Annotated in this window: 11 protein-coding genes; 8 read left to right on the forward strand and 3 right to left on the reverse strand. The window is 57.3% G+C overall.

Annotated features, from left to right (window positions below):
* Positions 1-6: 6 nt before the first annotated feature.
* Positions 7-1,374: an MATE family efflux transporter gene (locus AYI87_RS04260; RefSeq protein ID WP_144199895.1), complete on the forward strand. Its 1,368-nt coding sequence runs from the start codon at positions 7-9 to the stop codon at positions 1,372-1,374.
* A gap of 16 nt (positions 1,375-1,390) precedes the next feature.
* Positions 1,391-2,062 (forward strand): Qnr family pentapeptide repeat protein, encoded by a 672-nt coding sequence (locus AYI87_RS04265; RefSeq protein ID WP_144199897.1) that lies wholly within the window; start codon positions 1,391-1,393, stop codon positions 2,060-2,062.
* 2 nt (positions 2,063-2,064) lie between these two features.
* Here AYI87_RS04265 and AYI87_RS04270 read toward each other — a convergent pair whose 3' ends face one another.
* Complete coding sequence (locus AYI87_RS04270) at positions 2,065-3,009, reverse strand: LysR family transcriptional regulator (protein WP_144199899.1); 945 nt, start codon at positions 3,007-3,009, stop codon at positions 2,065-2,067.
* Positions 3,010-3,205: 196 nt separating this feature from the next.
* On the opposite strand from AYI87_RS04270, the gene AYI87_RS04275 reads away from it, so the two are divergent.
* The 5 genes from AYI87_RS04275 (at position 3,206) to AYI87_RS04295 (ending at position 9,134) form a co-directional block, all read left to right on the forward strand.
* Positions 3,206-4,288 (forward strand): efflux RND transporter periplasmic adaptor subunit, encoded by a 1,083-nt coding sequence (locus AYI87_RS04275; protein ID WP_144199901.1) that lies wholly within the window; start codon positions 3,206-3,208, stop codon positions 4,286-4,288.
* A 3-nt stretch (positions 4,289-4,291) separates the two neighbouring features.
* Positions 4,292-7,366, forward strand: coding sequence for an efflux RND transporter permease subunit (locus AYI87_RS04280; RefSeq protein WP_144199903.1), 3,075 nt, complete (start codon positions 4,292-4,294; stop codon positions 7,364-7,366).
* A 195-nt stretch (positions 7,367-7,561) separates the two neighbouring features.
* Positions 7,562-7,972 carry a c-type cytochrome domain-containing protein gene (locus AYI87_RS04285; RefSeq protein ID WP_144199905.1) on the forward strand — a complete coding sequence of 137 codons (411 nt, stop codon included), beginning with the start codon at positions 7,562-7,564 and terminating at the stop codon, positions 7,970-7,972.
* Between the two features lie 323 nt (positions 7,973-8,295).
* Positions 8,296-8,697, forward strand: coding sequence for a hypothetical protein (locus tag AYI87_RS04290; RefSeq protein ID WP_144199907.1), 402 nt, complete (start codon positions 8,296-8,298; stop codon positions 8,695-8,697).
* 53 nt (positions 8,698-8,750) lie between these two features.
* Positions 8,751-9,134 carry a DUF6677 family protein gene (locus tag AYI87_RS04295; protein ID WP_144199909.1) on the forward strand — a complete coding sequence of 128 codons (384 nt, stop codon included), beginning with the start codon at positions 8,751-8,753 and terminating at the stop codon, positions 9,132-9,134.
* A 130-nt stretch (positions 9,135-9,264) separates the two neighbouring features.
* On the opposite strand, the gene AYI87_RS04300 is transcribed toward AYI87_RS04295, so the two are convergent.
* Complete coding sequence (locus AYI87_RS04300; RefSeq protein WP_260865069.1) at positions 9,265-9,573, reverse strand: hypothetical protein; 309 nt, start codon at positions 9,571-9,573, stop codon at positions 9,265-9,267.
* A 309-nt stretch (positions 9,574-9,882) separates the two neighbouring features.
* Here AYI87_RS04300 and AYI87_RS04305 point away from each other — a divergent pair, with 309 nt between their 5' ends.
* The gene (locus AYI87_RS04305) at positions 9,883-10,422 is read left to right on the forward strand and encodes a hypothetical protein (RefSeq protein WP_144199911.1); all 540 of its coding nucleotides are present in this window, start codon (positions 9,883-9,885) and stop codon (positions 10,420-10,422) included.
* A gap of 95 nt (positions 10,423-10,517) precedes the next feature.
* Here the strand turns inward: AYI87_RS04305 and AYI87_RS04310 are convergent, their stop codons facing one another.
* The gene (locus tag AYI87_RS04310; RefSeq protein WP_144199913.1) at positions 10,518-12,917 is read right to left on the reverse strand and encodes a zinc-dependent metalloprotease; all 2,400 of its coding nucleotides are present in this window, start codon (positions 12,915-12,917) and stop codon (positions 10,518-10,520) included.
* Positions 12,918-13,118: the final 201 nt, after the last annotated feature.

Here is a 13,118-nt window from a genome sequence, read left to right on the forward strand (position 1 = left end):
ACATACATGAGAGACAGACACGGGCTGCTCAGTCAGCCAATCGGTCGTGTACTGCTAAATATGAGCCTCCCGAACCTGATTGGTATTCTCACCATTCTTGGGTTCAGCCTTGTAGACACCTTTTTTATCAGCCAGTTGGGGACAGAAGCCCTGGCGGCCATCAGTTTTACCTTTCCGGTCACCCTGATCGTCTCCAGCATCGCCATCGGCATAGGGGCCGGGGTATCGACTAACCTTGGCCGCCTCATCGGCAGTGGCAACAGCCCCAAAGCCAAGGTATTTCTACACGACGCCCTGCTGATCACCTTCTGGCTGATCGCCGCCCTGTCCCTGCTGGGCAGCCTGTTTATCGGCCCGCTGTTTACCCTGCTGGGCGCCAACGACGACAGCCTACCGCTGATCCGCGACTATATGTTTCTCTGGTATCTGGGGGCGCCGCTGCTGGTGCTCTTGATGGTGGGCAACCAGGGGCTACGCGCCACCGGCGATACCAAGTCGCCGGCCAAGATCATGGCCCTGGCGGCGGTGATCAACCTGGTGCTCGACCCGCTGCTGATCTTCGGCCTGGGGCCCTTTCCCCGCTTGGAAATTCAGGGCGCGGCCATCGCCACCCTGATCTCCTGGGTGGTGGCATTGTCTCTGTCTGGCTACCTGCTTATCATCAAGCGCAACCTGGTGGATTTTGCCGAGTTTAACCTTGAGCGTATTCACTGCAACTGGCGTCAGCTGGCCCATATCGCGCAGCCTGCAGCGCTGATGAACCTGCTCAACCCTGTAGCCAACGCCATCATAATGGCCATGCTGGCCCGCATCGACCACAGCGCGGTGGCAGCCTTCGGCGCTGGTACCCGTTTGGAGTCTGTTTTGCTGATCGCCGTGATGGCGCTCTCCTCCAGTTTGGTGCCCTTTATCGCCCAAAACCTGGGGGCGGGACAGACGGAGCGCGCCCGCGACGCCCTCATGCTGTCGCTGCGTTTCGTGCTGGTGTTCCAAACCCTCATCTATCTACCGCTGGCACTCATGGCAACCCCTATCGCTCAGCTGTTCAGTAAAGATCCCCAGGTGATTGAGTGGCTCGCTTTTTACATCATCGCCCTGCCCGCCGCCTATGGCCCGCTGGGGATGGTGATCCTTACCGCCACCTCACTCAACGCCTACCACAGGCCGATGAGCTCCCTGGTGCTTAATGTCTGCCGCCTGTTTCTGCTCCTGCTGCCGCTGGCGGCGCTGGGCTCCTATCTGGGCGGCGTGAAGGGGCTGCTGCTGGCGCTACCTGTCACCAACGCCGTGATGGGTATCGCCTGTTATATCCTGGCCAGTCGCATCACTGAGCCAGACACCACGCCCAAGCATGTCGAGATCTACAAGCGTTAATAGAGGCCTAGCCACCATGGATGATTTGCAACACGAGACGCTTGAACAGGATTACTTTGAGCATGACTTTAGCGGTGAGGATCTGCAGGGGCTGAAGTTTCGTCGCTGCCGCTTCGTGCGTTGCAGCTTTAACCGCGCGGATTTGACCGACTGCCATTTCGAGCTGTGCCAGTTTGTCGAGCCCGGCGATCTATTGGGGTGTGATTTTAGCTACGCCACGCTTATCAACGCCAAGTTCAGTGACTGTCGCCTTAATCTGGCGCGCTTCACCGGTGCCCGCTGCTTCGGCGCCGAGTTTCGAGAATCTAACCTGCAGGGCGCCGACTTCTACCGCGCCAGCTTCGCCAATCAAATCGGCATTAACCACTACTTCTGCAGCGCCCTGTTCTCCGGCTGTAACCTCGCCTACGGCAACCTGTCTCAGGTGATACTGGAAGAATGTGAACTGACCGACAACCGCTGGCGCGGCGCCAACCTGACCGGCGCATCGCTTAAGGGCAGTAACCTCAGCGGCGGCGAGTTTAGCCCAGAGCTGTGGGGCGAGTTCGATCTCAGGGGCGCCAACCTGACGCGGGTGGATCTTGAGGGGCTGGATCCCCGCGAGGTGGCGCTGGAAGGGGTGATGATAGACGCCTGGCAGCAGAGTCAGCTGCTGGCGCCCTTCGGCTTAATCGTCTGCGGCGAATAGCGTTAAATTAACGGCTTAATCGCCCCCTTGGTCCTGGCTTCACGATCGCAGGCACCATTTTGAAGACACTCATCTATTGCCCTCAACACATGGTCGATAAAGCGTTGACTGGCGAGGCTAATAAAACGCCGCGACGGATAGACAAGGAAGCACTTACCCTCATAGGGATCGATATCTTCAAATAGCATCACCAGCTTGCCATTATCCACATATTCCTGCGCTATCGGCAGTGGCATCAAGGCGATGCCACGCCCCATCAAGGCGGCCTCTAAGCAGGTGCCCAGGCTATTGACACACAGGTTGCCTTTTACCGAGATAATTCTGTCTTTTCCGAAGGGCACCTCGTTGAAGATCCTGCCGTTGGGGTAACGAAACAAAATGGAGTTATGCCCGTCCAACTCTTCAGGCATAGTAGGCGTACCCGCCCGCGCCAGATATTCCGGACTGGCAAAGAAGTGCACTGTCTCGCTGATGACGTGCCGCGCCACCATCTCATTTTCGTTAAAGGCATCTTCGAGCATAAAGGCCAAGTCGATATTGTTGCGGATCATATCTTTAGGCTCGGAACTGACGATGAGTTCCACCGTCAGCTCAGGGTTGAGATCCATGAACTCAAATATCGCGTGGGTGATATGCAATATTTCCGGAATGGGAAAGATCAAGATACGTAAATGGCCGGTGACCGCCGCTTCCTGCCCCGATAGCTCAGAGAAGGTTTGCTCCAGACTCGCCAGCAAGGGCGTGGTTTTATTGTAGAAATGACTGCCCGAGGCGGTGAGGGTCATCGCGCGACTCTGGCGATGAAACAGCTTAACATTGAGCTCATCTTCCAGCGTCTGCAGGCGTCGACTCAGGGTCGATTTAGGCACATTGAGAATATCGGCAGCCTCGACCAGGCTGCCTGTCTCGACGATGCGGTGGAACAGGGCAATATCTTCGGTTTTCATCACAGTCTCACTTCAATAACAGGCGGCAGACCTGATTCTGTTATTACTTTGCACACAGTCACTGGGGTAAATCAAGTTAATACAGTTTCAATTTTTGGAACTCATGATTCCATATAATTCCATTTTAATAGATGTATCGCGCTGCTATCTTAGCCGCCATGAGATACACCTTGTCACAAATGATGGAGTTTACGACATGAAACCCCTTACAACGTCACTTTCACTACTCGTATTAACTCTAGTACTTGCCGGTTGCAGCACAGAATCTGCCGAGATCGCTCCCGAGAGTGTTCGTCCCGTTAAGCTGCTGGAGATCACCGAGTTGGGCAGCGGCACCCTGAGAAGCTTCCCCGCCAAGGTCGCCGCCACCAAGCAGGCGGAACTGTCATTCAGATTATCCGGTCAGCTGGTCGAGTTCTCTCTGGTGGATGGCCAGCGTGTCACCAAGGGCGAGGTACTGGCGCGCCTCGACGACAGAGACGCACGCAACCAGCTGCTCAACCGCGAGGCGGATCATGAACTGGCCCAGGCCGACTTTAATCGTAAGGGCGAGCTGCTGCGTCAGGCACTGATCTCTCAGGCGGAATATGACCTGGCCAAGGCCCAGCTGAAATCCAGCGCCGCCAACCTGGCCAGCGCCCAGGATCAGCTGAGTTATACGGTGATCAAGGCGCCCTTCAGCGGCACGGTCGCCAAGACCAAGATCGAGAATTTCCAGATAGTACAGGCCAATCAACCGGTTCTGGTGCTGCAGAAAGATCGCTTCATCGACGTGGTGATCCAGGTGCCCGAGTCGCTGGCCAGCCGTGTGACCTCCTTTAACCCACATTCGCCTTCGCTGCCCATGGTGACCTTTAGCAATCACCCGGAGCAGAAATATGCCGCGCGCCTGAAAGAGTTTGCCACTCAGGTGACTCCGGGCACCCAGAGCTATGAGGTGGTGTTTACTCTGCCGACCCCAACCGAATTTAGCGTGCTGCCGGGCATGAGTGCCCAGCTGATCTTGGATATTGCCGGTCCCGATGCCGACAAGAAGAGCGCCATAGTGCCGCCGAGCGCCGTGCTCAAGCGGGATCAAGACGGTGAGCAGATAGTCTGGACCTATGATCTGGGCACGGGCCAGGTAAGCGCCCGCAAGGTGAGCCTGGGTAAGGTGACCAGTCAGGGGATAGAGATCACCCAGGGCCTGGCGGTAGGTGACCGCGTGGTGGTTGCCGGTGTGGCCCAGCTGCACGAGAATCAGCAGGTCAAGCCTCTGCGCTGGCAACGAGGTGTTTAACAAATGAATTTTGCCGAGTATTCGATCACCCACAAGGTGGTCAGTTGGATGTTTGCCCTGCTGCTCCTCATAGGTGGCAGCCTGTCGTTCATGAGCCTGGGGCAGCTGGAATTTCCCGAATTTACCATTAAAGAGGCGCTGGTCGTCACTGCCTACCCTGGTGCCTCACCGGAGCAGGTGGAGGAAGAGGTCACCCTGCCTCTGGAAGATGCGCTGCAACAGCTAGATGGGGTGAAACATATCACCTCAATCAACAGCGCCGGCCTGTCGCAGATCCAGATTGAGATGGAGGACAAATACGACGCCGAGAAGCTGCCGCAGATCTGGGACGAAGTGCGCCGTAAGGTGAGCGATACCCTGGGAGAGCTGCCCAGCGGCGCCATGACGCCTAAGGTGATCGACGACTTCGGCGACGTCTATGGCATTTTGCTCAACCTCAGCGGCGATGGCTACAGCGAACGCGAGCTGGAGAACTACGCCGACTTTCTGCGCCGCGAGCTGGTGCTGGTCGATGGGATCAAGCGCGTCAACATCGCGGGTATCGTCGACCAACAGGTGGTGGTGGAGATCTCCACTCAGAAGATCAACGCCTTAGGCCTTAATCAGGACTATATCTATGGCCTGATCAACAGCCAGAACGTGGTCTCTAACGCGGGGAGCATTCGCGTGGGCGACAACCGCATCCGCATCCACCCCACGGGCGAGTTCGACAGCGTCGAGGCGCTTTCACGCCTGGTGGTAAGTGCGCCCGGTAGCGCCAAGCTGATCTACCTGGGGGATATCGCCAACATCTACAAGGCGATGGACGAGACCCCGAGCAACCTGTATCACAGCGGCGGCGACATGGCGCTGTCTGTGGGCATCGCCTTCTCCAGCGGCGTCAACGTGGTCAAGGTGGGCGAAGCCGTCAACCAGAAGATGATGGCGCTCAGCGACGAGCTGCCGGTGGGCATGACGCTCACCACAGTCTATGACCAGAGCAAGATGGTGGATCAGACCATCAACGGCTTTTTGGTGAACTTGGCGGAATCGATCGCCATCGTCATCGGCGTGCTGCTGATCTTCATGGGGCTGAGATCTGGCCTGCTGATGGGGCTGGTACTGCTACTCACCATTCTCGGTACCTTCATCATGATGAAGGTGCTCAATATCGAGCTGCAGATCATCTCGCTGGGGGCATTGATCATCGCCCTGGGGATGTTGGTGGATAACGCTATCGTGGTGACCGAAGGGATCATCATAGGCCTCAAGCGCGGCCAGTCGCGTCTGGAGACCGCCAAGCAGGTGATCACCCAGACCCAGTGGCCACTGCTGGGGGCGACGGTTATTGCCATCATCGCCTTCGCGCCTATCGGTCTGTCGGACAACGCCACGGGTGAGTTTTGTATCTCTCTGTTCCTGGTGCTGCTGATCTCCCTGTTTATCAGCTGGATCACCGCCATGACGCTGACCCCCTTCTTCTGCGATCTGCTGTTTAAGGATGGCGAGATCCCCGATGAGGCGGATAGCGACCCCTACAAGGGTTGGTTGTTCCAGCTCTATCGCGGCAGCCTAGGCCTGGCGATGCGTTTTCGCGGCCTGACCCTGCTGGTCGTGCTGCTGGCCCTGGTGGGCTCGGTGATGGGCTTCGGTCAGGTAAAGAACGTCTTCTTCCCGGCCTCTAACACCCCTATCTTCTTCGTGGATGTGTGGATGCCGGAAGGCAGCGACATCAAGGCCACCGAGGCGCTGCTGGGTCGTATCGAGCAGGATCTGATGGCGGAGCAGGAGAAACAGGATCTCGGCCTGGTGAACATCACCAGTGTGGTCGGTCAGGGCGCCCAGCGCTTCGTGCTGCCCTATGTGCCGGAGAAGGGCTACGCCGCCTATGGTCAGCTGCTGATCGAGATGAGCAACCTGGAGACCCTCAACGCCTATATGCGTAAGCTGGAGCAGGACCTGGTACAGCATTATCCAGAGGCTGAATATCGCTTCAAGTATATGGAGAATGGCCCCAGCCCGGCGGCCAAGATCGAGGCACGCTTCTACGGCGAAGACCCAAATGTGCTGAGACAGCTGGCCCAGCAGGCGAGCGAGATCTTCCTCGCCGAGCCTAGCGCCACCAGCGTGCGCCACAACTGGCGTAACCAGGTGACCCTGGTGCGTCCACAGCTGGCACTGGCTCAGGCCAGGGAAACCGGCATCAGCAAGCAAGACCTGGATAATGCCCTGCTGACCAACTTCAGTGGCAAGCATGTCGGCCTATATCGTGAGAACAGCCATCTGCTGCCGATTATCGCCCGGGCGCCGGCCGATGAACGTCTCAATGCCGACAGCATCTCGGCGCTGCAGGTGTGGAGCACAGAAAACAATGTGTTCGTGCCCATCTCTCAGGTGGTCAGCGACTTCACCACTGAGTGGGAAGATCCGCTGATCATGCGCCGCGACCGTAAGCGGGTGATCTCTGTGCTCGCCGACCCGGTGAACGGCAGCAACGAGACTGCAGATTCTGTGTTTAGAAAGTTACGTGACAAGGTCGAGGCCATCAGCCTGCCTGCCGGCTATGAGCTGGAATGGGGCGGCGAATATGAGACCTCCAGCGAGGCGCAGCAGTCGGTATTTAGCTCGATCCCACTTGGCTACCTGGCGATGTTCCTGATCACAGTGCTGCTGTTTAACTCAGTCAGACAGCCCCTGGTGATCTGGTTTACCGTGCCGCTGGCGCTGATCGGCGTGGTCTCTGGCCTGCTGCTGTTCAACGCCCCTTTCAGCTTCATGGCGCTGCTGGGTCTGCTGAGTCTGACCGGGATGATCATCAAGAACGGTATCGTCCTGGTGGATCAGATCAACCTGGAACAGAGCCAGGGTAAGGAAGCCTACCGCGCGGTATTCGACTCCTCGGTGAGTCGCGTACGTCCGGTGTTGATGGCGGCGATCACCACCATGCTGGGGATGATCCCCCTGCTGCCGGATGCCTTCTTCGGTTCCATGGCGATCACCATCATCTTCGGCCTGGGCTTCGCCTCTGTGCTCACCCTGGTGGTGCTGCCGGTGGCCTACACCCTGATCTTCGGCATCAAGGTGCCTAAGGCGCAATAACCCCTTTCCATTTCGCTTCCCGGCGTGCCCGGCTCGAGAGAGTCGGGCTTTTTCTTTGGTTCATCTCGGATTAGCGGCAAGCTGGATTTACACCCGCTCACCACAGGCGCCTTGTCTCACTCATCGCGCAGGAGGATTCTCCCTCTCAGGACTATACTTAAACCGTACTTAAAACAAGGTTATTGGGAGGATACTATGTATGCTCATCACTCCATCGACAGGCGCCTGTTACTGGTGGCAGCATTGGCCACCACGGCGCTACTGGGCTGTGAGCGGCCGGTGAGCTTCTCATCCGAAGTACAGCCCATACTCAACGCCTCCTGCATCAGCTGTCATTCGGGTGCAGGCGAAGGCATGGCAAAAACCCATCTGGCACTGGATAGCTATCAGGGCGTGATGCGCGGTACCCAGCTTGGCCCCGTCGTAGTCCCCGGCAGCTCCGCCTCCAGCACCCTGTATCTGGCGATCGATCATAAGGTCGACAGCAAGATCCAGATGCCGCCCCACCACAGTGATAAATTTGCGCAAGGCGAAGGAAAGCCCCTCAGCAGCGAGCAGATCGCCCTCATCAAGCGTTGGATAGATGAAGGCGCGAAACAGAACTAAGATTCCACCTGCTGACCACCGCCCCGAGGCGGTGGTTTTTTTGATTTGCAAATAAACAGCGCGGGTGTAGCTTGCATAAAAATTAAACCAGAAAGCTAATACCAATCAAAGTAAGTAGATGATCAGAAATAGCGCAGGGAAAACGCGTGAGAACAAGGCAGGATTTTTAGATAAGTAGTTATACTACAATCAAAAATACTAACGCCGTTATCGCGTATTTTAACAAGCTAGAATGAACAGCTATTTACTACGATTGGTATAATCAGGCCCAAAAGAGCTGTTATTATCGGACTCACTTATAGGCCACTTAGTTGGACACGCCCATGGCTCGTCTGTTTTTGCTCACCCTAATTGCAGCCAGCCTGCTCATCACCGGACTGCTGACCGGCTGCGCCAATCATCACGGCCAGGCCCAAGATCAGGCTCAGGCTCAGTCCCTGACTCAGGCTCAGGCACAATCTAGTCTCCAGGCAGAGCAGCAAGAGTTGGGGGCCATGGTGCAGGCGCTGCAGCAGGCGATCGCCAGCCCATCACCCGAGCACTTAGAAATGATCGCCCGCTACGGCACGGATTCACGCTACTATGTGATGATCCGTGGCTGGCTGGTGCAGGAGCTGAGCGGCATTGAGAGTCAGCTCGCCGCCCATGGCGACAGGGCACCAGAGACAATGCGGGCCAAGGCCGAACACCTCAGGGCCGCCATCAGGCGCATCGACCTGGAATAGCTCAGCCGCTAATGTAGTAGAAGCTGAAACCAAACAACTCAGAAGCGAACATTATGAATAAAGCCATCATAGCCACCCTGCTTTCGGCCTTCGTCTGCCCGGGTTCGGGCCACTTCTACCTCAAGCGCTATAACGCCGGGACACTGATCTCCTGCATCAGCCTGAGCGGCCTCGCCTACCTGCTATATCAGGCGGTCAACCGCGCCGTGACGGTATCGGACCAGATTCTATCGGGGGAGCTGCCACTGGACTATGGCGCCATCTACGCCGCCATCAGCCAGGCCCCACAGGGTGGCGAGGCCTTCTGGGTCGAGGCCGCCACCTGGGCCTTCATCCTCGGCTGGCTCATCGGCATCATAGACGCCTATCGCCAGGGTCGAAAGTTGATGCGCCAAGAGGCGCTGCAGGGCGAAACGCACGCCGAGGCGAATCACTGACTCAGCCTGCCAGCTCAAAGTGCTAGCTCAAACGGCGAGCTCAGGCAATGGCTCAAAGGGCTGGCTAACGCCACGAAAACAGCCATAAAAAAAGGAGCCTAAGCGGCTCCTTCACAAGATCAAAAATGCTTTAGCTCTGTTTCCTGGCCGCTTCCGTGCGCGAGAAATCGTGCTGAGTCGTTCTCGGCTCAAGCTCAGTCTCATCGGCGGGAGGATTGTCGGCGAAGCGATACTCACTGTTGGCGGCGGTCGTCTTGGAAAAATCATGACGACTGCTCGAGCGCGACACCGGATCCAGCTGCGCACTTGGGTTGTTGGCAAAGAGATAATCGGCTCTTGCCGCAGCGGTCTTCGAGAAATCTGGTCTCTCGGCAAACGCCTGGGTAGTAAGTAGTAGAGAGGCTAAAGCTAAGGTCGTGCTGGCTAACAACTTCATCATGTACTCCAATCTTATTGACCACAATTAGCTAACAAAGATACTAACCTAAACCACACATTTTTTGAACAAGATCACAGTAAGGCTTGCAAATTGTTACACTTTTTGCATGGCAAGCCACCCAGCAGCAAATTTGCTATTTGGGTGATTTGCTGGGTAAACTCACTTGGTTGCAGCGGCCCCCAAGTCTATTTGCATGGCAAGTGCGCAATGCACAGCAAATAAGGCAAGTCGGGCAGATATGGCTAGCACGACCCAATGACGCGTTACGGATAACCCTTAGCCCCAGGCTAAGCAGACAAGGAAACAAACATGTCGCACCTGATCAAACTGGCGGCCCTGGTGGCTGCGCTCTACTTTGGCTACCAACACTGGTTTGCCCCCTACCCCCTGGAAACCTATCGCCTCACCTCTGTGCCCGTGAGCCTCAAGCTGTTGCCGGATCCTAAGGTGCTGCACAAGCAAAACACCCAGGTGGAGTTCGAGTCCCTCAATACCCAGAAAAAAGCCGATGACAAGCTCACCATGTTCGTGATGACCTTCAAGTCGTCGATGGAACGCTTCGAGCCAGAAGATCTGGAGTTTCTTCCGTATGAGATGGATAAATACACCGCCATGGCGGGGCCTGAAGTCGCCGCCATTCTCGAGGAGTTGATCCTCAGCAAGGGCTATATCAACACCAATGGCATGCGTGGCTACGAGGTAGAGATGCGTCTGCCCAAGGACGATACCCGCATGCTGCAACACATCTATATCATCGACGACCACCTGCTGTTGTTGATGGCCAGCTATCAGTCCAGCCGTGAAGAGCAGACCGCCCGCAACTTCCTCGATTCGGTGCAGCGCCTCTAGCCCGCCGGCTCGGGCAAATTTAGACCATAAAAAAGCCCCGCGATGCGGGGCTTTTAGCTAAATATCATTTTTGCTCATAAGCGCTTCTGACGAGCTTAAATCGGCGAGCCCGGTGGCATAGCCAGCGGCTTGTGGATCAGCTTGTGCTTGCTATCTTTCAGCCCCTTCTCTACGCCATCGAGCAGCCACTGATAGTGGGCCGCCTCATAATCGCTGCTGCGCTTCACCAGTCGGCTGAGCTGCTTCTGGGCGAAGGCCAGACGGCCCGCCAGCTGCGCCTTCACCTCGGGCGAACTCGCCGCGTCGTGGTAGCTGGCCAGCAGGGCGTCGAGCACCACGGCATTGACCCGCATCCATACCCCCTGAGCCTGACCGTTAGGGGCGTCGGCAAACACTGTCTTGGCCAGCAGCTTGTTTACCAGAGTGACGACGGAGAGCTGCTCCTTGTCGGCAAAGTAGCCCTGATTTACGCGATTGAGTCGCATCGGCTGCAGCAGCTGCCCGCAGGTGTGACGACTCAGCACCTCGGCCATGCCGATAGGGTCGATCACCACACCGGTGGCGCTGTCGAAGCTCTCGCGGGTGGCGCCATAGTTACCCGACTTAGGCACCAGGGCATCGGTCACCTTAGTCGGCAGCGCCAGGGCATCCACGCTCAGGCCCTGCAGCAGTGCGTCCAGCGCATTCTTTTGCAGCTCAGGCGCCATATAATGCCAGCTGCGCCCGCCCTCCTGGGTGGAATAGGTATAGTCGGTGCCGCCGATAAACTTGGCCGCAGCTTCTATCTGATAGCGAGTCAGCAGATAGATGGGCACGAAGGCATCGCGCAGCTCGCCATAGGGCTGGCCTTGCAGCAAGGCGGAATCGCTAAAGCCGTCGATGGCCGCCTCGCGTACCTTGGCCAGGCGGCTCAGCTCGGCCACAGGATCCTGGCCATTGTCCCAAAGACTGGCGTAGGCATGGCTGGCACCGGCACGGCGCGAATCTGCCTCGCCGATATATCTCAGCCCCTGACGCTCCACCGCCTGCATCAGCTCAGTCAGCTTAGCCTGTTGATCCTCCTGGCTAAACTGACCATAGCCATAGGCTACGGTAAACTTGTCCCAGGCACCGACGCCCTCATCATAAGGGGCAGAAATATCTATCTTGTCGCCCTTTAGGGTCGCCTTGGGGTGCGGATAATCCATCACAGAGGCGTTATCGTTACTCGACGCCGCGAAGTTATGATCTAGGCCTAGGGTGTGGCCCACCTCATGGGCCGACAGCTGGCGAATACGCGCCAGGGAGAGCTCCGTCACCGCCTGGGCGGCCGCCTCTCTGTCTTGCCAACCTGCGGTGAGGCCGCGAGCGATGAGGTGATCTTGCCTGACCCGCTGACTGCCCAGGGTCACATGGCCCTTGATGATCTCACCTGTGCGGGGATCGGCGATGGCACTGCCGTAAGACCAGCCGCGGGTCGCCCTGTGTACCCACTGGATCACGTTGTAACGAATATCCTGAGGGTCGGCATCTTCCGGCAACAGTTCCACCTTGAAGCCGTTGATGAAGCCGGCCTCGTTGAAGGCGCTCTCCCACCAGCGAGCGCCCTCTAACAGGGCACTACGAATGGGCTCGGGCACACCGGGATCCAGGTAGTAGATGATAGGTTTCACCACCTCGCTGGGCGCATCGCCCGGGACGACCTTCTGCAGGCGGTGACGCAGCAGATGACGCTGCACTATGTCTTTATCGATCGGCGCGCCGTAATCCAGATACTCATCGGACAGGTAGCCGCTGTTGGGGTGATAGGCCCTGGGCTGATAGTTGTCGTCCGGCAGCTCGACGAAGGAGTAGCGCATCCGCAGCGACATCTGTTTGCCGTCTGGGGTGACCTCGGCCACCTGAGGCCCGGCCTTGGCGCCCTTGAAGGTGAGCAGTACATCTACATCGCTGTTACGCTCGAAGGATTTCACCCCCTGAGGCAGGATGAGCGAGGTCTCCTTATCCAGCTGATAATGCCCCTGCTTGGTCTGCTCCAGGGTGTCGGCTATGCCGTGCAGATCACGCAGCACAAGCTCCTTGATCGACACCAGCGCCTGCTTGCCCTCAAGCACCTTGCCGCGCCAGAGCACAGATTCGGCGAAGGCCTCTTTGACTGCCCGCTGCTCGGCGCCGTTGTCTGTGGTCGCCCGGTAGCGGGTGTTGAGCTGTTTCAGGATGAGATAGGGGCCGTGGCGCTCAAACTGCACCAGGCGGGTCATCCCCAGCTGGCCGCGATCCAGGCCGATATCGTTAGAGCCCACGCCATGGGGCAGGCTGGTGACCAACAAGAAAGGCTGATTGAGGCGGGTCGCCTCCAGGTAGAGATCGCCCGAACCTTGCTGATAGAAGAGGTTGATAAAGCCTTTGGCGGCCTGGCTGCTCTTGATCACCTTAGCGCTATTTTCGGCGGCGAGCAGGGGGCCAGTCGGGACCAGAATGAGGGCAAGGGCCAGCGCGAGTGTAGAGGGTCTCATGTTATCTCCTTGCTGAGACTTATAATGGGAGACTGAGTTGTTCAAATATTATGCGTCTCGTGAATATCAGTCACTTAGCTTAACAGGTCTCAATTCAGGCTCAAGTGCAAATAATTCACGCCGTATCATAAGCCTCTCCACCTTGTTAGCCAGCGTAGCGACAGGCACAAAAAAGGGGCCTGGGCCCCTTCTGTTCTCTCA

This window comes from Shewanella sp. KCT (assembly GCF_007636505.1).
Taxonomy (GTDB): Bacteria; Pseudomonadota; Gammaproteobacteria; order Enterobacterales; family Shewanellaceae; genus Shewanella; species Shewanella halotolerans.